This window comes from Brevibacterium sp. H602 (assembly GCF_051172395.1).
Taxonomy (GTDB): domain Bacteria; phylum Actinomycetota; class Actinomycetes; order Actinomycetales; family Brevibacteriaceae; genus Brevibacterium.
In genome coordinates, this window is record NZ_JBPIZD010000012.1 from 19,433 (window position 1) to 42,311 (window position 22,879).

20 protein-coding genes and 1 tRNA gene are annotated in these 22,879 nt (G+C 65.3%); 15 read left to right on the forward strand and 6 right to left on the reverse strand.

What is annotated here, in order from left to right; genetic code table 11:
- Nucleotides 1-74 precede the first annotated feature (74 nt).
- The 3 genes from ACSBQT_RS10475 (at nucleotide 75) to ACSBQT_RS10485 (ending at nucleotide 3,658) form a co-directional block, all read left to right on the forward strand.
- Nucleotides 75-1,322, forward strand: coding sequence for an FAD-dependent oxidoreductase (locus tag ACSBQT_RS10475; protein ID WP_410708874.1), 1,248 nt, complete (start codon nucleotides 75-77; stop codon nucleotides 1,320-1,322).
- A 113-nt stretch (nucleotides 1,323-1,435) separates the two neighbouring features.
- On the forward strand, nucleotides 1,436-2,578 hold the full coding sequence (locus ACSBQT_RS10480) for a proline racemase family protein (protein WP_410708873.1): 1,143 nt from the start codon (nucleotides 1,436-1,438) through the stop codon (nucleotides 2,576-2,578).
- A gap of 75 nt (nucleotides 2,579-2,653) precedes the next feature.
- Complete coding sequence (locus tag ACSBQT_RS10485; RefSeq protein WP_410708872.1) at nucleotides 2,654-3,658, forward strand: Ldh family oxidoreductase; 1,005 nt, start codon at nucleotides 2,654-2,656, stop codon at nucleotides 3,656-3,658.
- Between the two features lie 87 nt (nucleotides 3,659-3,745).
- Here ACSBQT_RS10485 and ACSBQT_RS10490 read toward each other — a convergent pair whose 3' ends face one another.
- Complete coding sequence (locus tag ACSBQT_RS10490) at nucleotides 3,746-5,443, reverse strand: PucR family transcriptional regulator ligand-binding domain-containing protein (RefSeq protein WP_410708870.1); 1,698 nt, start codon at nucleotides 5,441-5,443, stop codon at nucleotides 3,746-3,748.
- Nucleotides 5,444-5,556: 113 nt separating this feature from the next.
- On the opposite strand from ACSBQT_RS10490, the gene ACSBQT_RS10495 reads away from it, so the two are divergent.
- From ACSBQT_RS10495 to ACSBQT_RS10515, 5 genes are all read left to right on the forward strand, one after another.
- Entirely contained in the window at nucleotides 5,557-7,041 is a 1,485-nt protein-coding gene (locus tag ACSBQT_RS10495) for a CoA-acylating methylmalonate-semialdehyde dehydrogenase (protein WP_410708869.1), read from the forward strand.
- An 81-nt stretch (nucleotides 7,042-7,122) separates the two neighbouring features.
- Nucleotides 7,123-8,538: an aspartate aminotransferase family protein gene (locus ACSBQT_RS10500; protein WP_410708868.1), complete on the forward strand. Its 1,416-nt coding sequence runs from the start codon at nucleotides 7,123-7,125 to the stop codon at nucleotides 8,536-8,538.
- Between the two features lie 265 nt (nucleotides 8,539-8,803).
- Nucleotides 8,804-10,183 (forward strand): inorganic phosphate transporter, encoded by a 1,380-nt coding sequence (locus ACSBQT_RS10505; protein ID WP_410708866.1) that lies wholly within the window; start codon nucleotides 8,804-8,806, stop codon nucleotides 10,181-10,183.
- The gene (locus tag ACSBQT_RS10510) at nucleotides 10,180-10,413 is read left to right on the forward strand and encodes a hypothetical protein (protein WP_172171696.1); all 234 of its coding nucleotides are present in this window, start codon (nucleotides 10,180-10,182) and stop codon (nucleotides 10,411-10,413) included. The genes ACSBQT_RS10505 and ACSBQT_RS10510 overlap by 4 nt, the downstream gene beginning before the upstream one ends.
- Before the next feature lie 327 nt (nucleotides 10,414-10,740).
- Nucleotides 10,741-11,403, forward strand: a complete 663-nt coding sequence (locus ACSBQT_RS10515) for a hypothetical protein (protein ID WP_410708865.1) — start codon at nucleotides 10,741-10,743, stop codon at nucleotides 11,401-11,403.
- A gap of 199 nt (nucleotides 11,404-11,602) precedes the next feature.
- Here the strand turns inward: ACSBQT_RS10515 and ACSBQT_RS10520 are convergent, their stop codons facing one another.
- The gene (locus tag ACSBQT_RS10520; protein ID WP_025777640.1) at nucleotides 11,603-13,435 is read right to left on the reverse strand and encodes a phosphoenolpyruvate carboxykinase (GTP); all 1,833 of its coding nucleotides are present in this window, start codon (nucleotides 13,433-13,435) and stop codon (nucleotides 11,603-11,605) included.
- A 116-nt stretch (nucleotides 13,436-13,551) separates the two neighbouring features.
- Nucleotides 13,552-13,734 (reverse strand): hypothetical protein, encoded by a 183-nt coding sequence (locus ACSBQT_RS10525; RefSeq protein WP_410708863.1) that lies wholly within the window; start codon nucleotides 13,732-13,734, stop codon nucleotides 13,552-13,554.
- 75 nt (nucleotides 13,735-13,809) lie between these two features.
- Between ACSBQT_RS10525 and ACSBQT_RS10530 the strand changes: the two genes are divergently transcribed.
- Together ACSBQT_RS10530 and ACSBQT_RS10535 are read left to right on the forward strand one after the other, a co-directional pair.
- Nucleotides 13,810-13,882: transfer RNA gene (locus ACSBQT_RS10530), tRNA-Arg, on the forward strand.
- Between the two features lie 113 nt (nucleotides 13,883-13,995).
- Nucleotides 13,996-14,709 (forward strand): hypothetical protein, encoded by a 714-nt coding sequence (locus tag ACSBQT_RS10535; protein ID WP_435001697.1) that lies wholly within the window; start codon nucleotides 13,996-13,998, stop codon nucleotides 14,707-14,709.
- A 34-nt stretch (nucleotides 14,710-14,743) separates the two neighbouring features.
- On the opposite strand, the gene ACSBQT_RS10540 is transcribed toward ACSBQT_RS10535, so the two are convergent.
- Nucleotides 14,744-15,574, reverse strand: coding sequence for a DNA alkylation repair protein (locus ACSBQT_RS10540; RefSeq protein ID WP_435001698.1), 831 nt, complete (start codon nucleotides 15,572-15,574; stop codon nucleotides 14,744-14,746).
- A gap of 241 nt (nucleotides 15,575-15,815) precedes the next feature.
- Nucleotides 15,816-17,237 (reverse strand): argininosuccinate synthase, encoded by a 1,422-nt coding sequence (gene argG, locus ACSBQT_RS10545; protein ID WP_410708860.1) that lies wholly within the window; start codon nucleotides 17,235-17,237, stop codon nucleotides 15,816-15,818.
- Between the two features lie 130 nt (nucleotides 17,238-17,367).
- Between argG and ACSBQT_RS10550 the strand changes: the two genes are divergently transcribed.
- Complete coding sequence (locus tag ACSBQT_RS10550) at nucleotides 17,368-17,880, forward strand: GNAT family N-acetyltransferase (RefSeq protein ID WP_410708859.1); 513 nt, start codon at nucleotides 17,368-17,370, stop codon at nucleotides 17,878-17,880.
- A 27-nt stretch (nucleotides 17,881-17,907) separates the two neighbouring features.
- Here ACSBQT_RS10550 and ACSBQT_RS10555 read toward each other — a convergent pair whose 3' ends face one another.
- On the reverse strand, nucleotides 17,908-19,455 hold the full coding sequence (locus tag ACSBQT_RS10555; RefSeq protein WP_435001699.1) for an APC family permease: 1,548 nt from the start codon (nucleotides 19,453-19,455) through the stop codon (nucleotides 17,908-17,910).
- A gap of 256 nt (nucleotides 19,456-19,711) precedes the next feature.
- Here ACSBQT_RS10555 and ACSBQT_RS10560 point away from each other — a divergent pair, with 256 nt between their 5' ends.
- The 4 genes from ACSBQT_RS10560 to ACSBQT_RS10575 all read left to right on the forward strand — a co-directional run bounded on the left by ACSBQT_RS10560 (nucleotide 19,712) and on the right by ACSBQT_RS10575 (nucleotide 22,756).
- Nucleotides 19,712-20,878: a CPBP family intramembrane glutamic endopeptidase gene (locus tag ACSBQT_RS10560; RefSeq protein ID WP_435001700.1), complete on the forward strand. Its 1,167-nt coding sequence runs from the start codon at nucleotides 19,712-19,714 to the stop codon at nucleotides 20,876-20,878.
- A 96-nt stretch (nucleotides 20,879-20,974) separates the two neighbouring features.
- The gene (locus tag ACSBQT_RS10565; protein WP_410708856.1) at nucleotides 20,975-21,451 is read left to right on the forward strand and encodes a DoxX family protein; all 477 of its coding nucleotides are present in this window, start codon (nucleotides 20,975-20,977) and stop codon (nucleotides 21,449-21,451) included.
- Between the two features lie 3 nt (nucleotides 21,452-21,454).
- Entirely contained in the window at nucleotides 21,455-22,141 is a 687-nt protein-coding gene (locus ACSBQT_RS10570) for a GrpB family protein (protein WP_410708855.1), read from the forward strand.
- Between the two features lie 48 nt (nucleotides 22,142-22,189).
- Entirely contained in the window at nucleotides 22,190-22,756 is a 567-nt protein-coding gene (locus ACSBQT_RS10575) for an isochorismatase family protein (protein ID WP_410708854.1), read from the forward strand.
- Nucleotides 22,757-22,879 lie beyond the last annotated feature (123 nt).

Consider the following 22,879-nt stretch of genomic DNA (forward strand, 5'->3'; position numbering starts at 1 on the left):
GAGGCAACTTCGGTGACGTCGGCTCTCATCCGGCGGCGAAACCGCCGATTCGGGGACCAACGGAGGGCAACCGATTGAAGACAGTCATCATCGGAGGCGGCGTGGTCGGGCTGACCAGCGCCTACGAACTGGCGCTGAGCGGACACGACGTCACCGTCATCGAGGCTGCCCGCTGCGGTGCGGGCGCCTCCCACGGAAATGCCGCAAAGATCGCCATCGCCGAGAGCACCCCGGTGCCTGCCCCAGGGGTGCTGCTTCAGGGGATCCGATGGATGTTCAAACCCGACAGCCCACTATCGATCAAGCCGTCCCTTGCGCCCGGCTATCTCAGATTCCTGTTGCGGATGGCCAGGCACTGCAACACACGCGACTTCGAAGCCGGACTCGACCTCCACCTGCGCCTCGGCGAGGATGCGAACGATCTCTTCGATGAGTACCAGGCTCAAGGAATCGACTTCGAGATGTACGACCGCGGTGTGCTGTTGGCTTTCGAGACTCGGGAACGCTTCGACGAGTACTGTGCGAGCCTGCCTGCTTTCGCGGCCGCAGGCCACCGGCCGCGGCGACTGCATGACGACGAAGTCCGCGAGGCCGAACCGGCTCTCAGCGATCGCATCCGCCACGGTCTCTCCTTCTCCGCTGACCGACAGATCGAACCCGATTCTCTGACAGCGGGCCTCCTCGTGAAACTCTCCGATCTCGGCGTAGTCGTGCGAGAAGACACTCGTGTCGGACGCTTCGTTCGCTCCGGCGACTCCGTGACCGCAGTCGTCACCTCCGACGCGGAGGTCATCAAGGCCGAAGCTCTTGTCATCTCCGCCGGGGTCCCGTCCGGCGAGTTGGCCCGGCAACTCGGCCAGAAGATTCCGATCTACTCGGGCAAGGGCTACAGCATCGACTACTCACCCGCTCCGATCCAGCTGCGCACATCCCTGACCCTCGAAGATGCTCGCGTCGCCGTCACTCCGCTGAACGGCATGCTCAGGCTCGCCGGCACGATGGAGTTCGGCAGCACGGACGACGACGTCAACGAGGTTCGCGTCGGTGCAATCCGGCGTGCGGCTCAGGAAGCATTTTGTGATTGGGGCGACGGTCACGGTGAACTGGCTCCATGGGCTGGGTCGCGCCCCATGACTCCTGACGGACTTCCCGTCATCGGGCGCCTGGACTCCGTGAAGAACGCCTACATCAATTCGGGACATTCGATGCTCGGTCTGACATTGGCACCGGGATCTGCTCGGCTGCTTGCCGGACTCATGACTGATGGAAGCTCGACGCTGCCCGGTGAACTGCTCACTCGTGTGTCCGCGAACCGGTTCTGAACGATTCACGTCAACGCCGCACGGACCCGAACGGACGAGGATGGGCTCATGAAGACACAGCAAGTCACTGGCAGCGAAGTCGTGGACTGAGGCCCGCACAGAGGCGAGGGAACGTGAAGAACAGACAGCTCATCAAGGCCGTCGATGTCCACGCGGCCGGCGAACCCGGCCGCGTGCTCATCGGCTCGGGACTGCGGGTCAAAGGTGCGACGATGGCCGAGAAGCTCCGCTACTGCGAAGAGCATCTCGACGACTTCCGGAACCTCATCCTTCACGAACCCCGCGGTTATCCCGGCCTGTGCTCGCCGATCGTCGTGCCTGCGACGGATCCGAGCTGCGATTTCGGAATGATCGTCATGGAGCAGGGCGGGTTCAAGCCGATGTCCGGATCGAACCTCATCTGCACCGTCACGGCGCTGATCGAGACGGGATCCGTCGACGTCAGCGAACCGGTCACCGAGCTGCGGGTCGACACCGCCGCCGGTGTCGTCACGGTCCGCGCCGAGGTGGAGGCCGGCCGAGCGAAATCGGTGACTTTCGACAATGTCCCGGCTTTCGTCCACGGACTCGACCTGCCTCTCGAGGTGCCTGGGTACGGGACGATTCCCGTCGACATCGTCTTCGGCGGTCAGTTCTACGTACAGACTGCGGCGGACAACCTCGGCGTGGCTCTTGATCCTGGCAATGCCAAGGAGATCATCAGGGCTGCCAGCGTGTTGAGGCAGGCGGCGAACGAGACCTTCGAGGTGAGGCATCCCCTCATCCCTGAAATCGATTCGATCGGTCTGCCGCTGATACACGGACCCGCCCGAACAGAGGGCACCGACGGACGCAATGCGGTCGTCCTGCCCAACGGCATCGTCGACCTCGACGATCCGAGCACGTGGACGGGGACGTTCGACCGTTCGCCCTGCGGCACCGGCACGAGCGGCCGAGTCGCAGCCAAGCACGCCCGCGGCGAACTGCCCGTCGGTCAGCGGTTCATCCACGAATCGATGCTGGGAACGACCTTCACCGCCGTGGTGAAGGAAGAGACCGAGATCGGCGGACTGCCGGCCGTGATCCCCTCGATCACCGGGCGCGGATGGATAACCGGATTCCAGCAGCTCGTCCTCGAGCCCGACGATCCGTTCCCGATCGGCTTTACCGTCGGTGACATCTGGAGCGGCGGCACGAGCGCTGCGGAACCCGCAGACGAGAACTGGGGACCCGCAGACGAGAACCGAGGAACGGACAAGGATCCGCAGGGCCGATGACCTATCGAGCGATAGTCTGCTGAGTAAGGGCCGTGGTCGACGCCGACACGATCAGTCGCACATGAGGAGCACACAATGACGAATGAACCCGACCGAATCTCTTTCGACGACCTTGTCTCGGCCATCGAAGCGAAGCTCGTGGCCGCAGGCGCTTCGCCTTCGGTGGCCGACGTGCTGGCGACCAACTGCGCCACCTGTGAACGCGACGGTACCCTCAGCCACGGAGTCTTCCGGGTGGCCGGCTATCTCGATTCGCTGACCCGCGGTTGGGCAGATGGGGCCGCGCAAGCGAGCATCGACGTCGTCGGCCCTTCCTATATTCGCATCGACGGTCACAACGGTTTCGCCCAACCCGCACTCGCCGAGGCTGGGCCGGCGATCGACCAGGCGCTCGACGACACCGGTGTCGCCGTCATCGCCCTGCGCAACACCCACCACTTCAGCGCCCTGTGGCCCGACCTCGAGGCATTTGCACGCGACGGTCGGGTGGCGATGGGGATGATCGCCAGCGGCAAGCTCGCCGTTGTCCCCGAGGGGGCCACTCGTCCGGTCTTCAGTACCAATCCGTTCGGTTTCGCCACACCCGTGGCTGACGCGGACCCGATCGTCTTCGACTTCTCCACGTCGTCGATGTCCCACGGGGATCTGCAGCTGCTGCGGGCAGAGGGCCAGGAGGTTCCGGTCGGGACCGGGGTCGACTCGACCGGCGCGGACACCACGGATCCGAACGCCATCCTCGACGGCGGCGGCATCCGTCCCATCGGCGGGCACAAGGGTGCGCTGCTGTCGTTCATGATCGAAACGCTCGCAGCAGGGCTGACCGGCGGTGCCTTCACCTATGAGGTCGACGCGGAGGCCCCCGAGGGCGCCCACACCTTCCGGACCGGTCAGCTCTTCATCGTCATCGACCCCGAACGCGGCGGCAACGACGCGTACCTCGCTCGGGTGCGCGAATTCGTCGATATGCTCCGCGACGCAGGTATGAATCGTCAGCCCGGTGACCGTCGCTACGCCAATCGCGCCGAGACGGCCGAACGCGGAATCCCTATCACCGACACGATTCGCTCCCTGTTCGACTGAATTGCCGTCGACCGATCGAAGCCTGCTCTGTCCCGAGCAGCACACGACCCCGCTGGAGGGAGTCGCCGACTCCGTCGAGAACGGTCCTCAGCCGTACATCCGCCACCACAGCAGTGCCACGTGCAATGCCGTGCGTGACTCCGCATCCTCGAGTGAGACGCCGAGGCGGTCCTGCAGGCGATTGATCCGTGCGTAGAGCGCGGGCCGAGACAGGTGCCCGGCCCGCGCCATCGCGGACTTGTTGCCGCCATGGGAGAGGTAGAGCTCGAGGAAGTCGAGCAGTCCGTCGTCTGCGGAGTCCCCAGCGGATGGCAGAACGCCGTCCCGACGTCCGTCCTCACCGAGCAGCGGCCCCAGCTCTCCCTCGGCGAAGGCGCGCAGTCGCGAGTCCTCGGCCAGCAGAGACAGCAGCCCGCGAATGCGCACGTCCGAGGAGCGGTAGAACGCACGCTCACGCACATCGAGCGTCGATGCGACCTCGGCGACGTGGGAAGCCGCTTCGAGGCCGGCGATGGCGCGCAGCAGGGAGGTGCTGCCTCTCCCGACTCCGACCACCCAGCTAGCGGCAAGATCCTCGAGTTCGGCGAGGAGGCGGTTGAGGCGGTCGTCGGCCTCCTCAGTGCCGTGCGGACTCGGCTGTGATCGTCGGCTTCTCCCGCGACCGGGCCCCACAATGAACCCGAACGCACCCGACTGCAGGCTCGTCATGAGCAGACACAGATTGAGGCGCGAGGCGGCAGAGGCGATCTCCTGCGTCAGGCCGCGCTCTTGCAGCTGCACGCGAGTCGGATCGGTGTCGGTCTCTCGATCGATGCGGATGACCACCGGGGTGAGTTCGGCCTTGTCAGCAGGCGCGAATCCCAGAGAGCGGGCGCGCTCCCGTGCTGAACGCTCGTCGATGCCCTCCGAGTCCGTGATCTCTCGGATCAGTCCGCTTTGGGCCTGCAGCAGCAGATCCTGCTCATCGCGATCGGCCATTCGAGTCAGCGTCAGGGCTTCACCGGCGCGTTCGATGACCTGCTCGAGATCGGCGACGGACTCGGCGGCGCCGGGCACGACGAGCCGGCCCCACCGGCGAGAACGCAGCCCCACCGGCGTCTGCCGCCACTGCGCCGGCGCGTGGCCGCCGGGTGTCGTACTCGCACCGCTGACAAGGTCGACCCACTTCTGTGCGAGAGCCTGCGAACCACGGCCGGAATGCGCGAGCACCCGATGTGACACATCCTCGAGGACCACCGCCGTGCCCAACAGCTCGGCCGTACGATCGACGATCGTCTGCGCCTCGGCCCGATCGAGGCTCAGCTGCGTGTACGTCTCGTGGATCTCCCGGGCATGTTCGAGCCGCGATATCTGCTGTGCGAGAAGGCTGCGGTGCGCGAGCTCGGTGATCCTGACGAACTTCACCCGACGCGGCAGGACGATGACGGGCAGTTCCCTCGCCGAGGCGGCCGCGGCCGCGATCTCGCGTGCTCTCTCATCGTGGGTCGAGTTCTCATCGACGAGTTCGATGATCGTCCCAGCGGCACCTGCGCGCTCGAGCTGGTCGAGGAACTCCGTCATCGCCGCAGGCGAGTGGCGGAAGGCCGTGGCGGTGGTCAACACGAGCTCCCCACCCTCGAGGAAGCGCTCGACATGCTCGGAATCGGCGATGTGGACCCAGCGGATCGCCCGGTCGAGGCCTGCCTCGCCGGCAAGTACCGCAGGCTCTGCAGCCTTGATCTCCTCGAACTCGAGCAGACCGGCGATGCGCAACGATGTCCCGCTCGACTCCCGTGCAGTGTCCATTGACACAGTGTAAAGCCGAGGGCGAAGACTCTGACGTTCTGACACTTCCGAGATCGGCAAAGCGGACAGAGGATGGACTCAACCGACGTACCGACGACGCAGAAGGACCCTTCATGGCAACGCTCTCCCATTGGATCAACGGACAGACCGTCACCGGGGACACCGACACCCGCCTCGGCGATATCACGAACCCGGCCACCGGAGTCGTCAGCGGCCAGGTGGCCCTGGGTTCGAAGGCCACCGTTGAATCGGCGATCGCCGCAGCCTCCGCCGCATTCCCCGCCTGGCGCGACACCTCGCTGTCACGGCGGACGTCCATCCTCTTCTCCTTCCGCGAGCTGCTCAACGCCCGCAAGCAGGAGCTCGCGGAGATCATCACCGCCGAACACGGCAAGGTACTCTCCGACGCCCTCGGCGAAGTCGCCCGCGGACAGGAGGTCGTCGAATTCGCGTGCGGCATCGCCGGTCACCTCAGGGGCGGGCATACGGAGAACGCGTCGACGAAGCTCGATGTCCATTCCCTGCGCCAGCCGATCGGCGTCGCCGCGATCATCTCTCCCTTCAACTTTCCGGCCATGGTCCCGATGTGGTTCTTCCCCGTGGCCATCGCCACCGGAAACACCGTCGTGCTCAAACCCTCGGAGAAGGACCCCTCGGCCGCGAACTGGCTCGCCGAGCTGTGGAAGGAAGCCGGCCTGCCCGATGGCGTGTTCAACGTCGTCCATGGTGACAAGGAAGCCGTCGACACGATCCTCGACAGCCCCGACGTCGCCTCGGTGTCCTTCGTCGGGTCGACCCCGATCGCACAATACGTCTACGAGAACGGCACCGCCGCCGGCAAGCGCGTCCAGGCACTCGGCGGAGCGAAGAACCATATGCTCGTCCTGCCCGATGCGGACCTCGACCTCGCCGCCGACGCCGCCGTCAACGCCGGCTACGGCGCCGCCGGAGAGCGCTGCATGGCGATCTCCGTCGTCGTCGCCGTCGAATCCGTCGCCGATGAGCTCGTGGCGAAGATCGCCGAGCGCACCAAGACCCTGCGCGTGGGCGACGGGGCGACCGAACCCGACATGGGACCGCTCGTCACCGCCGCCCACCGCGACAAGGTCGCAGGCTACATCGATGCCGGCGCCGAGGCGGGAGCGAAGGTCGTGCTCGACGGTCGGGAGAACACCCCGGCCGACGGGTTCTTCCTCAACCCGACCCTCTTCGACGACGTGACCACCGACATGTCGATCTACACAGACGAGATCTTCGGCCCCGTGCTCTGCGTCGTCCGCGTTCCCGGCTACGACGAGGGCCTCGATCTCATCAACGCCAACCCGTACGGCAACGGCACCGCGATCTTCACCAACGACGGGGGAGCGGCCCGCCGCTACGAGAACGAAGTCGAGGTCGGCATGGTCGGCATCAACGTCCCGATCCCCGTGCCCGTGGGCTACTACTCCTTCGGCGGGTGGAAGAACTCGCTGTTCGGCGACACCCACGCCTACGGCGACGAAGGCGTCCACTTCTTCACCCGTGGGAAGGTCGTGACCTCACGCTGGCTCGATCCCAGCCACGGCGGACTCAACCTCGGCTTCCCGACCAACGACTGAACAGACCACCACGGACGTCCGCCCCGATCAAGGGGCGGGCGTTCACGCAACGACGAACCACCTCGGCGAAGGAGCCCAGACATGACCACCACCGCGGATTCCCCGCTCACCGAATCGCACCTCGACGCTGATCGCACCGGTGCCGACCGGATCGACCCTGACCTCATCGAGGCAGGGCGACGTGCCCACGAGCTCGACCGTGCTCACGTCTTCCACTCCTGGCAGGCACAGGGACCGTTCGACCCGATGACGATCGTCGACGCCGCCGGCCCCTACATCTGGGACGGCGAGGGCCGAAAGCTGCTCGACATGTCATCGCAGCTGGTCAACACGAATATCGGCCATCAGCACCCGGCCGTCGTCGCGGCGATCCAGGAGCAGGCCGGCCGGCTGTGCACCATCGCGCCGCAGCACGTCAACGGCGCCCGCTCCGAGGCGGCCCGACTCATCACCGAACGCACCCCGGGCGACCTCGATCACGTGTTCTTCACGAACGGGGGAGCCGACGCGAACGAGCACGCGATCCGGATGGCCCGACTGCACACCGGTCGGACGAAGGTGCTCTCTGCCTACCGCAGCTACCACGGAGGCACGCAGCTGGCCGTCAACGTCACCGGCGACCCGCGCAGGTTCGCCAACGACTACTCCGCTGAGGGCATCGTCCACTTCATGCCCGCCTACCCGTACCGGTCGTACTTCGACTCGACCTCCGAGGCCGAGGAGACACGGCGCGCGCTGGCCCACCTCGAGGACATGATCACCCTCGAGGGGCCCGGCAATATCGCGGCTCTCATCCTCGAGACCGTTCCGGGCACCGCGGGGATCTACGCCCCGCCGGCCGGCTACCTCGCCGGCGTGCGCGAGCTGACGGCGAAGTACGGGATCGTCTTCATCGCCGACGAAGTGATGGCCGGTTTCGGCCGCACCGGTCGCTGGTTCGCCGTCGACCACTGGGACGTCACCCCGGACCTCATCACCTTCGCCAAGGGCGTGAACTCCGGATACGTCCCGCTCGGCGGGGTCGCCATCTCGGATGCGATCTTCGAGACCTTCCGTGATCGGGCCTACCCGGGCGGACTGACCTACTCGGGACATCCGCTCGCCTGTGCGGCAGCGGTCGCGACGATCACCGCGATGGAGGACGAGGGGATGATCGCCAACGCCGAGCGCCTCGGCGAAGACATCATCGGTCCTGCCCTGCGGGAGATCGCGCAGCGTCACCCCTCGGTCGGGGATGTGCGGGGTCTCGGCTGCTTCTGGGCAGTCGAGCTCGTCAAAGACCGGACGACGAAGGAGCCGCTGGCAGCCTACGGCGGCAGCTCACCGGAGATGAACGAGGTCATCGCAGCGCTCAAGGCCGACGGCGTGCTGCCGTTCGCGAACTTCAACCGCATCCATGTCGTGCCGCCGCTGAACACTCCGGATGAGGACGTCAGGTTCGGGCTCGCCGCCCTGGATCGGGCACTCGACGTCGCGGATCGGTACGTCACGGAGTAGATTCGTCACGCGTGACTGAGGAGCCGCCTCGGCGAGGGATCGCTGTGTTCGGGCCCCGTTCGGAATGTGAGTGCAATTGCACTCTCAGCCGGGCGGGGCCCGTTTGCGCACGTCAAAAGTGAACAAAAGGTGAATGAGGTGGAGTAGGGTCGAATTGCGGGTGAAGAGCAGTTGAATCTGTGGGTAGACTTCTGCGGGATAGTGATGGCTGGCCGTCAGCTGCATCATCCACGGTCCGAATAGTGTCTACACCCAAGGTCGATTAGTGGAAATCATCTTCGTCGTCGTGCTCGTCATCGCACTGGCACTGTTCTTCGACTTCACCAATGGCTTTCACGATACGGCCAATGCCATGGCCACACCGATCGCGACCGGGGCCATCAAACCCAAGACTGCGGTCACGCTCGCCGCGATCCTCAACCTCGTCGGAGCCTTCCTCTCCACCGAGGTGGCCAAGACCATCTCGGGCGGCATCATCAAGGAAGGCGGCGGGGGAGTCCAGATCAGCCCCTCATTCATTCTCGCCGGCCTCATCGGCGCCATCATCTGGAACATGGCGACATGGCGGTTCGGACTTCCCTCGTCCTCGTCCCACGCTCTCTTCGGCGGTCTCATCGGTGCGGCCATCGTCGGTGCCGGGTTCAGCTCCGTCGACTACGGAGTGTTCCTGTCGAAGGTCGTCATCCCGGCTCTGGCGGCCCCGCTCATCGCCGGGTTCAGCGCCTACCTGTGCACGAAGATCGCCTACGCGATCACTCGCCGCAACGAGGAGGGCAAGACCGCTCGCCGTGCACCATTCAAGTACGGGCAGATCTTCTCGTCCTCGCTGGTGGCGCTCGCCCACGGAACGAACGACGCGCAGAAGACGATGGGCGTCATCACCCTCGTGCTCGTGTCGGCGAACCTGCAGGAGCACGGCACCGGCCCGCACATCTGGGTGATCACTGCCTGTGCTCTGGCGATCGCGTTGGGCACCTACGTCGGCGGTTGGCGCATCATCGACACCCTCGGCACGAAACTGACGACGGTCAAGCCCGCCCAGGGACTGTCGGCCGAGACGTCGACGGCTGCGGCCATCCTCGCCTCCTCGCACCTCGGCTTCGCCCTGTCGACGACACAGGTCGCCTCCGGTTCCGTGCTCGGTTCGGGCCTGGGCCGCAAGGGCGCCGACGTGCAGTGGTCGACGGCCGGACGGATCGCCTCGGGTTGGCTGCTGACGATCCCGGCAGCCGCGATCGTCGGCGGCATCGCCGCCGGCATCGCTCACCTGGGAACGATCGGCGTCATCGTCGACACGATCATCGCCGTCATCGTGGTGCTGTGGATCTACATCAGCTCCCGCCGGGTCGAGGAGACGGACATCTCGAACTTCGACACCGTCGGCGAAGCCGTCAACATCCGCGGCCGCAAGCGCAAGCTGCGCAAGGACCGCAACCGCAAACGCGCTCAGGAGAAGCGGGAAGCCCGCTACGAGGCCTGGGCAGAGAAGCAGGCGGCGAAAGAGAAGCGCCGTGCCCACCGTGATGCCAAGAAGAACGGGGCCGTTCCCGCCGAGGCTGCGAATGCCAGTTCATCGTCGACCGGATCGTCACCCGGGGCCGATGCCGGCCGGGCCGATGCGAGCGATAAGGGAGACGCGAAATGATCGAGTGGAGTTCCTTCGCCATCGTTGCGGCCGCGACATGGGTTTCGGCCATCATCGTCATCACGCTGTTCTCCGTCGGAGTGCGGATGCGCGCCGCGCACCTCGACCGTGTCGAGGAGGGCCGCAGCAGTTCGGCGCTGCCGGTCGGGTACTGGGCGGTGTTCGGCATCTGCGGAGCAGTAGTGCTGCTCGGCGTCTACCTCATCGTCCCGGCCCTCCACGGCGCCTGAGCTTACCTGGCCCGGTGAGCATCCCTCACCGTTCGCGTCATAACGCACAGCTGGATGGCCGTCGGTCACCGTTAGCGGCTGCTCCTACAGTTGCACCGGGGCGTAATGGCACTGCGACGGTGTTTTGCGACCGCCGAGTGGTTGTGCCGCTGGCGGTGTGGGATGTGGCCGATGCTCAAAAGGCCGCGTAGGCGCGTTTCGGGTAGAGATCGTGCGCCGAGGGCGTTTCGGTCAGAGGGGGCTGCGTGACGCGAGTGATGGGCACCTGAGGGGTTCGGCCCAGACTCGTCGTGCGAGCAGGTGGCGGGCTCAGCTTAGACTCGTCGTGTGAGAACTCCGCCGCACAACTCTCGACATTTTGCCGATCTGCAGAAAGAGATCGGCAAAGCCGATCGCCGGCGCATCGACCAATGGCATGCGGCAATGCGGCGCGATGGATGCGTAGTGTTGCGGACCAACCTGGTCAAGACTTTCGCGATGGCACTTATCTGCTGGCTGTTCGTCGGAGCGATCATCCTCACCTTCACCGTCACCCCTGCCTCGACCTGGAACCCGATGTCCCCTGGCTTCGGTGGGTGGCCGATCTTCTTCCTCCTTGTGGTCTTCGCCATCGGCTTGGTGCTCTTCTGCGTTGGAGCGCTGTTGTGGACTTTTGTCTTTCCCTTTGTGCGACCACAGTTCGTCGTGTCGAGCTGGGGCATGGAGTCCTCATGGTGGAAGCCTGGCGGGCGGGTCAGGCAGTTCGCAACGCCGTGGTCAGGCATCGTCGACATCGGCGGAGAGTTCCAGTGGAGGAAAGGGATGCTCCCGGACGCGCTGGTCGTAACGATCACTGCACGCGGTGCGACCGCTCATCGGAACGCGCTGATCGGTACCGTCAGGAAGCCGGAGATGGTCACCTATCGCGTGTTGAGGGAGCTCAAAGCGAAACCGCGTGATGTGTTGGTATTTCTCCGTGAGGTTCATACGGCGCAGGCGACGCATCACTGAATCTGCGCGGCTTCGGCCCTGCAGTCCGGAGGCACTGACGAATCAACGGCGGGTCCCAAACGGTCGAACGCGCACCCGCAACGAAATACGACAATCCCCCAACCACCTCGGCGGTGGTTGGGGGATTGTCGATAGACGGACGGCTCAGACTGTCAGCGATGAAGCCAAACGACTCAGACTAGCCACACAGCCGAACGACTCAGGCGAGGCCGAGGCGCTGGCGGAGGTTGTCGACCTCGGCGCGGAGTTCGGCCGGAACCGAATCGCCGAGCTCGGCGTACCATTCCTCGATGAGGCCGAGTTCGGTCTCCCACTCTTCGGGCTTGATGGCGAGAGCCTTGCGCAGCTGCTCGTCGGTGAAATCGAGGCCTTCGGTGTCCAATCCGCCTTCGACCGGGGTGAGGCCAAGTGGGGATTCCTGAGCATCGGCGGTGCCGGTGACGCGTTCGAAGACCCATTTGAGAACGCGCGAGTTTTCGGAGAATCCGGGCCACAGGAACGAGTTGTCGTCGTCGCGGCGGAACCAGTTGACGTAGAAGATCTTCGGCAGCTGGGCACCCTCGGTGTTGCCGATGTTGATCCAGTGCTGCAGGTAGTCACCGACGTTGTAGCCGATGAACGGGCGCATCGCCATCGGGTCGCGGCGGACGACGCCGACGGCACCGGTGGCAGCTGCGGTGGTCTCCGAGGAGAGCACCGAACCCATGAACACACCGTGGGTCCAGTCCTTGGTCTCGGTCACGAGCGGCATCGTGGTCTTGCGGCGACCGCCGAAGAGGATGGCCGAGATCGGCACACCGTTCGGGTTGGTCCACTCGGGAGCCAGGGTCGGCACGTTCGCGATCGGGGTGCAGAAGCGCGAGTTCGGGTGAGCGGCCGGGGTGTCGGACTCGGGAGTCCAGTCGTTGCCCCTCCAGTCGGTGAGGTGGGCAGGTGCCTCGTCGGTCTTGCCTTCCCACCACACGTCACCGTCGTCGGTCAGAGCGACGTTGGTGAAGATGTTGCCGCCGGCCTCGATGGCGCGCATCGCGGTGGGGTTCGTCGTGTAACCGGTGCCCGGCGCGACGCCGAAGAGCCCGAACTCGGGGTTGACGGCGTAGAGCTGGCCGTCTTCGCCGAAGCGCATCCATGCGATGTCGTCACCGAGGGTCTCGGCCTTCCATCCGGGGATGGTCGGTTCGATCATGGCGAGGTTGGTCTTGCCGCAGGCCGACGGGAACGCGGCGGCGACGTACTTGACGACGCCTTCGGGGTTCGTCAGCTTGAGGATGAGCATGTGCTCGGCGAGCCAGCCCTCGTCGCGGGCGATCGCGGAGGCGATGCGCAGCGCGTAGCACTTCTTGCCCAGCAGCGCGTTGCCGCCGTAGCCGGAACCAAAGGACCAGATGGCGCGATCCTCGGGGAAGTGAGTGATGTACTTCGTGGTATTGCAGGGCCAGGCGACATCGTCCTGTCCCTCTTCCAGCGGAGCGCCGACGGAGTGGACGCACTCGACGAACTTCGCGTCCTGGGCGTCGATCGCATCGAGGGCGTACTTGCCCGAGCGAGCCATGACGAGCATGGAGAGGACGACGTAGGCCGAATCAGTGACCTCGATGCCGAACATCGGCTGGTCCGCCTCGGCGTGGCCCATGACGAAGGGGATGACATACATGGTGCGTCCGCGCATCGCGCCCTCGAACAGCGGGTTGAGGGTTTCCTTCATCTCCGCGGGAGCGACCCAGTTGTTGAGCGGACCGGCGTCCTTCTCGTCTTCGGAGCAGATGTAGGTCCGGCCCTCGACGCGGGCGACGTCCTCGGGGTCGGAAGCCGCGTAGTAGGAGTCCTTGGTACCGTTGACACGCTGGATGGTGCCGGCCTCGACGAGCTTCTCAGCGATCTCGTTCTTCTGTGCTTCGGAACCATCGATCCAGACGATGTCATCCGGGGTGGTCAGGGCGGCGATTCGGCTGACGAACGAGAGCACCGACTTGTTCTCGGTCGGTGCGTTCTTCAGCTGGTCAGCGACGACATCATGGTCGAGGACAGTCATGAGTGGTCTCCTGGTGGGTCGTGTGTGGGGTTTCGTCTCCGGCGGCTGGCGTCCGTCGAGCGGTTGGTACATATCCACCGTAGGATGGGAGCGGAAGCGAAAAGCGCGCGTTTCGGTCACTCGAAGATGTGCATTGGATCACAGCCAAGGGTCGATTGACGTGAAAGCGGCAATTCACTGACGTGTTGTTTCAATTGATTGATGTGTTCTTGCAGTGATGATCGACCGCTGAAATCTGCGATTTCATCCCCTCTCGCCGAGGCGGCTCTGGCCTTGAGTGCAAATGTGGCGAAGCGCACGTGAGGACGATTTGAGCTTCGGCGAAATGGGTGTGTATAGTTGTTCGAGTTGCAGGGCGAGAGTCCGGGCGACATGCGCCACTAGCTCAACGGATAGAGCATCTGACTACGGATCAGAAGGTTGGGGGTTCGAATCCCTCGTGGCGCACCGAAGGAAAGTCCCTCACCAGGCAGGATTGCCAGTGAGGGACTTTTTCGTATGCCCGGAGTCAGGCTGTTCCGGGCGTCGATTCGAAGGTTGGGGTTCTGTTGGGTGCTGAGATGCGGAAAGCCCGTCGCCATAGTGAAGAGCTCGGTGAGGTCATCGAGGTGTTCGCCGACCGCCCAGGACCGAAGACGGTGTCGGGGTTAGTCCTTGGGTGGGTGCTCTTCACAGCTCTGACATTCATCAATCCGGGGGAGACGCCGCTGCTGGCGGTTGCTCCGGGTATCATCTTCGCGGTGATGTTCGGCCTGATCCTTCTCTATCTCTCGGGTGAGCGGCTCATCGTCTGCGAGCGCGGGATCCTTGTCGGCTCCGTAGCTCCGGGGATTCGTCCCTACGCCATTCCCTATGGGCAGATCACGCCCGGCAGCGTTGCCGGGGTCGCCGGCGCGAACAGATATCTCAAAGAGGTCGGACTCCAGGGACAGATCGCGCAGTCGACCCTGCGAGCGTCGTGGTGGACGAAGAACGGTGTCCACTTCGTCGCCTGCTCGGCCGAGGATGCCAGGCGCGGACGCAGACGTTTCACGCTGGCGCTCGACCCGATTCCCAGGTCGGTCGACGGCCGGTGGATCTGGTTCGCAGGGACCGGTCGGCAGTCCGCGAGGTCGGCAGTCGAGGCGATCGCTCGGGTCACCTCGGCGGCGGGGTATCCGCAGCTGGCCCAGGCCGCGCTCGATCGCGGAGTCGTCGAGCTGACCGGCAACCCCGAGGACGCAGCACGCCAACTGCCCGGCCACCCGCCGGTCCGCAGGGGCGGAGTCAGATAGCTGGGACTTGGCTCACCTGCGGCCGGGCGTCGAATCATCTGGCGGCGAGAACGGCCTCACGCTGTTCCGTCGACAGGCGTTTGACGGCCTCCCGGATCGTCACCCCTGAGGCACGGTGGGCGCGCGGGAGGATCCAGTCGAAGACGAGGTCGGGGCGTTTGCGCGAGGTATCGCGCAGAACCCAGCCGATGGCCTTGCGGATGAAGAATTCCTTCCCCTCGAGCATCGCATCGGCGAATCGGGTGAACCTGTCGAAGTCGCCGCGGCCGTGCCGCAGCGGGACCAGGTGTGCCAACAGGGCTGAGCGGCGAATCCAGAAATCCTCATCGCTCGCCCAGCGCTCCAGGACGGGGTCGAAAGCGGCATCCCGTTCGCTCAGAGGGCCGACAAGATCACCGGCCAGAGGGTCGATGAGCGCCCAGGTCTTCGCCTCGCGGAGCAGGCCCTCGATGAAATCCGCATCTCCGCCGCTGAGTCGGTCTTTCGACTGGATGAGAACCATCGTGGCCGCGGCGCGTCGTTCGTGGACGGGAGTGGGGTGCCCTGCTGGCCCGGCGCCTGTGACCATTGGTTCGGCGCGGCCTGTGTCCGTTGGTTCGGCACTGCCGGCTGAGTCGTCCGACGACGTCGGCGGGGCCCAGAGGGTTCGGGCAAGTTCGATGACCTCATCGTGGTTGAGCTTCGCTGTGCGCAGAGCGGTGCGAACGACGGCACGTGTATCGGGCACGCTCACCCCGTAATGGAGGAGTTCGCTCTTGAGGTAGGCCTTCTCCTTCTGGGCGCGTTCGCTGCTGCCACGGGCGCGCAGATCTCGGTCGACCACCTCGGCGATTGTGTGGGCCTGGTACCGGGAATCGGAAGTCATGGAACGAATCTTTCCACGGCACCGCCACCTGCGGGTGCGCGCACGGCGGTTAGCGGTGAACGCGAAACTGCCGGCAGGCGCACTCCGTCGATCGCGATGATCGGGGAGTGTGCCCGCCGGCTGTTCTCTGTTCTCAACCGGAGGCCGCGAGTCTCATGCTGCGCAGTGTCTCCGGAAGTTCTGGGGGCCTTCGGTTCGGGCTGATCTCAGTCCGTGCCGAATCCTGCGTCCGGTCAGGACCTCAGTCCGTGCCGGCGTCGAAGGCCGAGGAGAGGTTGGCGAGGTCGCTGGCCTCGTCCACTTCGGCGTTGGAGTTCGCGATCTCTTCGGCGCCGCCGGCCTCCAGCGAGCCCACGAGCTCCGAGGTCGGCCCGGACACGATGCCCATGGCTGCGTACTGCTCAAGGCGGGCACGCGAATCGGCGATGTCGAGATTGCGCATGGTCATCTGGCCGATGCGATCCTCGGGTCCGAACGCGGAGTCACCGACGCGCTCCATCGACAGCTTCTCCGGATGGTAGGACAGGTTCGGGCCCTCGGTGTTGATGATCGTGTAGTCGTCGCCGCGGCGCAGGCGCAGGGTGACCTCGCCGGTGATCGCCGAGGCGACCCACCGCTGCATGGACTCGCGCAGCATGAGCGACTGCGGGTCGAGCCAGCGTCCCTCGTACATCCGGCGGCCGAGGCGACGGCCCTCTTCGTGGTAGAGGGCGATGGTGTCCTCGTTGTGGATGGCGTTGAGCAGGCGTTCGTAGGTCACGTGCAGCAGCGCCATGCCCGGAGCCTCGTAGATGCCACGGGACTTCGCCTCGATGATGCGATTCTCGATCTGGTCGGAGACTCCGAGTCCGTGGCGGCCGCCGATCTCGTTGGCCTTGAAGACCAGGGCAACGGGATCGTCGAAGACTTCGCCGTTGATGGCGACGGGACGGCCGGCCTCGAAGCGGACAGAGACCTCTTCCGACTTGACCTCGACGTCATCGCGCCAGGCGGCGACGCCCATGATCGGTTCGACGATGTCGAGTCCGGCGTCGAGGAACTCCAGGGTCTTCGCCTCATGCGTGGCGCCCCAGATGTTCGCATCCGTCGAGTAGGCCTTCTCGGCCGAATCGCGGTAGGGGTAGCCGTGTTCGACGAGCCATTCGCTCATCTCCTGCCGGCCGCCGAGCTCATCGACGAACTCTGAGTCGAGCCAGGGCTTGTAGATGCGCAGCTTCGGGTTGGCCATGAGGCCGTAGCGGTAGAAGCGCTCGATGTCGTTGCCCTTGTAGGTCGAGCCGTCGCCCCAGATGTCGACGCCGTCTTCCTTCATGGCGCGGACCAACATGGTGCCGGTGACGGCGCGGCCGAGGGGAGTGGTGTTGAAGTAGGTCTTGCCACCGGAGCGGACGTTGAACGCACCGCACTGCAGTGCGACGAAGCCCTCTTCGACGAGGAGACGCTTGGCGTCGACGAAGCGGGCGATCTCGGCACCGTATTCCTTCGCGCGATCGGTCACCGACTCCAGGTCGGGCTCGTCGTACTGGCCGATGTCGGCCGTGTACGTGCACGGGATGGCGCCCTTGTGGCGCATCCACGCGACCGCGCAGGAGGTGTCCAGTCCGCCGGAGAAGGCGATTCCAACGTGCTCACCGACTGGGAGCGAAGACAGTACTTTCGACATGTCACCAGCGTAACGTGAGTCTCTGCCGAATGTCGAATTGTTATGCATAGGAATGTATTTTTATGTGAGTGCGGTGTGTGAAGCGCTCGAATCTCGCCGAGGCGGCCCCGCCGATTGCTATCGTGAGACGGTGACGAATCCTCGCGCACCTCAGTTCACCGTCCGCCCAGAGGCTTCCGGCGATATCGACGCGATCCATGCGCTGACTGCGGCTGCTTTCGGCCAGGTGGACGAAGCCGAGCTCGTCGATGCTCTCCGTGCCTCTGGCAACGGGATCGAAGGTCTGTCGTTCGTCGGCGTCCTCGACGGTGAGGTCATCGCCCACGCCATGCTCTCCCGCTGCTTCGTCGGTGAGGTGCCTGGGGTCTGCCTTGCGCCCTGTTCCGTGTGGCCCGAGCACCAGCGCACCGGCGTCGGCACCGCCGTTATCGAGGCGCTTCTCGCCGAGGCGGCCCGCCGTGGCGAGGCATTCGCCGTCGTCCTCGGTCACGCCGAGTACTACCCGCGCTTCGGATTCACCCCTGCTTCAGGCTTCGGCATCACTCTGCACGTAGACGTCCCCGATGAGGCGCTCATGGCGATGCCGCTGTCAGGCGAAGTGCCCGCGGGCGCCCTGGCCTTCGCCCCCGAATTCGGGGTCTGATCCGGGGCCGCGCCCTGCCCGCGCGAGTTACTGCTTCGCGCGGTGTGCCCGGATCGCCTCGGCGACGGCGATGGCGTCGTCCTCCGGGGCATCGGACTTCCGGTCGGGACGTGCCGTGAACAGGTAGATGAACCCGACCGCCAACACCACGACGAGGCCGATGAGCACGATCCAGTCGGTGAAGAACGACCCGGAGTCACCGGGTAGGGAGAGCAGGATCATCGCGAAGATGCCGTAGGCCAGTGCGGCGAAGTTGACGATGATGCCCCAACCGCCCAGCGACCACGGCCCCGCCGGCTTCCACCCGCGCAGCCGCTGCCGCAGCGCCCCGAGGACGACCATCTGGAAGGCGAGGTAGATGCCGAGGATCGCGAACGAGGTCACGGCCACGAGGATCCCGTCGTTGAACCAGATGAGCACGCAGATCAGCGCGGGTGCCGTGCACGCGACAATGAGGGCATTGTGCGGGATCTTCGTCCCGTCGGTGACCTTCGACAGCCAGCGGTGCCCGGGCATCATGCCGTCGCGCGCGAAGCTGAAGATCAGCCTCGATGCGGCGGCCTGCAGACTGAGGACGCAGGAGATGAACGCGAGGACAGCGACGACGAGGAAGATCTTCGCCCCCACCGCACCGAGGCTGCCCTCGAGGATCGCGGGAATCGGGTCGGCGACCTCACCGGCGACGATCTCCTCGAGATTCGGTGCCGCGAGCACATAGCCGCCGAAGGAGAACAGGGCCGAGACCGCTCCGACGAAGATCGTCATGAGCATCGCCTTCGGGATGCCGCGGGCGGGGTTCGAGACCTCCTCAGCGACGTCACCGCAGGCTTCGAATCCGTAGAAGAGGAAGAGCCCGGCGACTGCAGCTCCCATGAAGACGGGCAGGTAGCTGCCGTCGCCGGCGGTGCCCATGGTGTCGAAGAAGACGGTGAAGCTGTGCTTGCGTTCGAAGATGAGCAGGAACAGGCCGAGTCCGATGACGCCGATGAGTTCGGCGAAGAGTCCGATGCGGGCGATGCGCGCCAACCACTTCGTGCCGGAGAAGTTGATCGCCAGCGCCAGCACGAGCAGGGCCAGCGCGAGGACGAGGGTGGTGTTGCGGCTGAGAGCGAAACCGAAGAGGCTCGCGAGGAATCCGGCCCCGAACTCCGACACCGAGGTGATCGTGACGATGAGGGCGCAGATGTAGACCCAGGCGGCCATCCACGCATACCGCTTGCTCCACAGTCGTCTGGCCCAGGGGTAGATCCCGCCGGCGATGGGGAACTGGGAGACGACCTCGCCGAAGACAAGGGCGACGAGCAGCTGCCCGCAGGCGACGATGACGATCCACCAGATCGACGGCGGACCTCCTGTTGAGAGCGCCACGGCCAGCAGCGAGTAGACGCCGACGAGCGGAGAGAGGTAGGTGAAGCCGAGGGCGAAGTTCGCCCAAGGGCTCATCGATCGCTCGAACGAGTCGCCGTAGCCGAGGACCGCCAGATGGTCGGAGTCGGAGAGATGGCCACCGGCACGATTGCCGGCGGAGGTGTGAGTGCCCGCGGGATGGTGGGCATTCGAGGCGAGATCGGACATGGTGATGTTCCTTCATTCGAATCGTCGTTGATTCCGTTTCCGTTCGACATCGTATCGCCGAATCCCCTCTTCGGAACCGATCGGCAGCTGCGCGTCTCGCCGGCCCGGACTCTCCTTCCGAAAATCCTCGCCCGTGCGGCTGAGCGCGATTTCATCCGCACGGCGGAGGTGCCCGACGACGGCGAGTCATAGCGTGGAATCACAGGCACGGACAACCGCCGAACCGGTGGGCACAGTGCAGGAACGAGGAGGAACCGTGAACACGCAGACGCACAGTCAATCCGGATTTGCCGAGGCGACCGGACCGGCCGAGCCATCACCTCAGCCCGCCATCCAACCCCACCCGCCCGGAACGACGTATTCCATGTCCGGTCCGACTGCCTCGGCGATGGATGGATCGCACACCCCCGCCGAGGGGGTCGATGCGAAAGGGCGACCACTCGCCGTCGTACCCGCCAGGGTCCCGTGGCTAGAGATCGGAATCTTCGCTGTCATTGCCTTCGGTCTCGCGCGGCTGGCCTGCCTGCCGCTGTGGTTCTCCGAGAAGGGGATCGGCGATCCCGTTCTGCTTCTGGCCTGCGGCAGCGCCATGATGTTCACTCCGCTCATCGCGAGCATCATCGCCTCCATTATCCATCGCCGCCGCGCCCGTGCCAGGGGAGAGGTCCTGGCCAGCGCTCCGCGCTACTTCGGCTTCTGGCCGTTGCGTCCCTTCGGTCGAGTCATCGGGGTGACCGTCGCGGCCTTCTTCGGCATCATGGTTCTCGTCGTCCTCGGCTATCTGGTCAGCGCAGCCTTCGGATGGCTCGCCCTCGACCTCGACGGGTTGTCCGGGTTCACGGCGCAGCTGGAGTCGATTCCCGGCACGGACTCATTGCCGACTGCCGCCGCCATCGCCATCTACCTGCTGCTCATGTTCGTCAGCTCGGTGGCCAATGTCGGTGTCACGATCGGCGAGGAATTCGGCTGGCGAGGATGGCTGCTCACCAGTCTGCGTCCCCTGGGCACCTGGCCTGCACTGCTCATCATCGGCGTCGTCTGGGGGCTGTGGCACTCACCGCTGATCCTGCTCGGCTACAACTTCGGCCGCCCCGACATCGCCGGTGTGGGTTTCATGGTTGGCGGCTGCATCATGGTCGGCGTCCTCTTCGGTTGGCTGCGCCTGCGCACTGGATCCGTGTGGCCGGCCGTATTCGCCCATGCCGCACTCAACGGCTGCGGGGCCATGTTGTTGGGCCTGTTCGTCGATGCAGGTGCGCCGACTCCGGATCCGGCGCTTGTCGCGTTCCTCGGAGTCGCAGGCTGGATCGTCTCCGCTGTCGTCACCGCCGCACTCGTTCTGACGGGGCAGTTCCGGAAGCAGCCGGAGCTGGGGATCAAGAAGGCTACCCCCGCCGCACCTGATCCCCGGCAGACCGCCTGATCACCATCGAAATATGACGCCGGGGCCGGCCTCGAAATTGAGGCCCGGCCCCGGCCTCCGTTAGGCTCAAAACCCCATCGACCTAAGGAGTCTCTTGTGATTTTTGGCCCATCATTGCTGCAGACGGCAGGACGCATGCTCACCGCACCGATCTTCATCACCGGCGGACTCTCGGCTGTGAAGGATCCCGCGGGCAAGGCGGCGATGGCCGAATCGACCCTGGACTCCATCCGCGAATACGTGCCTGGACTTCCCGACGACAATGAGTTGCTCGTGCGCATCAACGGCGGCGTGCAGATCCTCGCCGGTGCCACCCTCCTGCTCGGCATCAAGCCGCGACTCTCGGCATTGGCGCTCGCCGGGTCCCTCATCCCGACCACGCTGGCCGGACACTCCTTCTGGGAGATGGAGGGCGGCGACGCGAAGGCCCACCAGACCCAGTTCTCGAAGAACCTCGCGGCCCTCGGCGGACTGCTCCTCATCGCCGGGGACAGTGACAACGCCAAGGCCATCGAGAAGGCCGCGAAGAAGGCAGCGAAGAAGGCCGAGAAGCGCGTCCTCAAGCAGGCCTGAGGCATGACGTACCCGTCCGTTGGTGACTCCTCTGAACAGGAGGCCCCGGGCGGTGTGTCCGCCGATCCGATGTCAGCCGCGATCGCTGACATCATCACCTTCAACGACGTCAAGGATCCCGATCTCTGGACGCGACCGACTACACCGCCGTCCGTGATCGCCATCGTTGACCACGACCCCGCCTGGGCCGACGATTTCGCCGAGGCGGCCCACCAGATCCGTCTGGCCCTGAGCCCGAGCGGTGCGTTCGTCGGCATCGACCACGTCGGGTCCACCTCGGTGCCGGGATTGCCGGCGAAGCCGATCATCGACATCGCCCTCGTCGTCGACGATCCCACCGCCGAAGATGACTATGTCCCCGCGCTCGCCGAGGCAGGATTCGTTCTCACCATCCGTGAACCCGCCTGGTACGAGCACCGGATGCTCAAACGACTCGATCCGGAACCCGGGCAGCTGGACTGCAATCTCCATGTCTTCGGACCCCGGTGCGCGGAAGTGGCGCGGATGCGGCTGTTCCGAGATTGGCTGCGGGAGCATGAGGACGAACGCGGGACCTACGAGACGGCGAAACGCACCGCGGCCGAGGAATCGAACGCGGTCGGGGAAACGGTCATGGGCTATAACGCCCGCAAGCAGGCCGTGGTCCGCGGCATCTACCACCACATCTTCGAAGCCCGAGACTGGGTCTGAATCCGCCGCACCCCTGGAAATCGGCCGGGAAGCGCCTATGCTCGAGGCATGGCCAAGGCACTCCTCATCGTCGATGTCCAGAATGATTTCACCGAAGGCGGCGCGCTCGGCGTGACCGGCGGCGACGCCGTCGCCGAAGGTATCACCGCCCATCTCGCCGCGCATGCCGGCGACTATGACGCCGTCATCGCCTCCCGCGACTGGCACGATGCCGACAACGACAACGGCGGCCACTTCAGCGACACCCCGGACTACGTCGACAGCTGGCCCGTCCACTGCGTCGCCGGCACGACTGGCGCCGAATTCGACCCGCTGCTCGACACCTCGGCCATCACCCACGAGGTGCGCAAGGGCCATGGCAAACCCGACTATTCGGCTTTTCAGGGGATCACGGACACGGGGAGCCGCCTCGGCGAGCTTCTGAAAGATCTCACCATCACCGAGGTGGACGCCGTCGGCATCGCCACCGACCATTGCGTACGCGCCTCCACCCTCGACGCGCTGAGCGCGGGGCTGAGCGTCCGCGTGCTCACCGACCTCGTCGCCGGAGTCGGGGAAGAATCGAGTGCGGCCGCCCTCAAAGAGGTCGAGAAAGCGGGAGCCGAGCTCGCCTGAGTCGCAGACTCCCCATCCTCGGCAGAAGTATCAGCCCAGGTCAGCGGGTTTTCTCCATCGAAAGTTGCAGACCGAATCCGAACTCACAGGCGATGTGCATGGCTCCATAGATTGATGGACTGG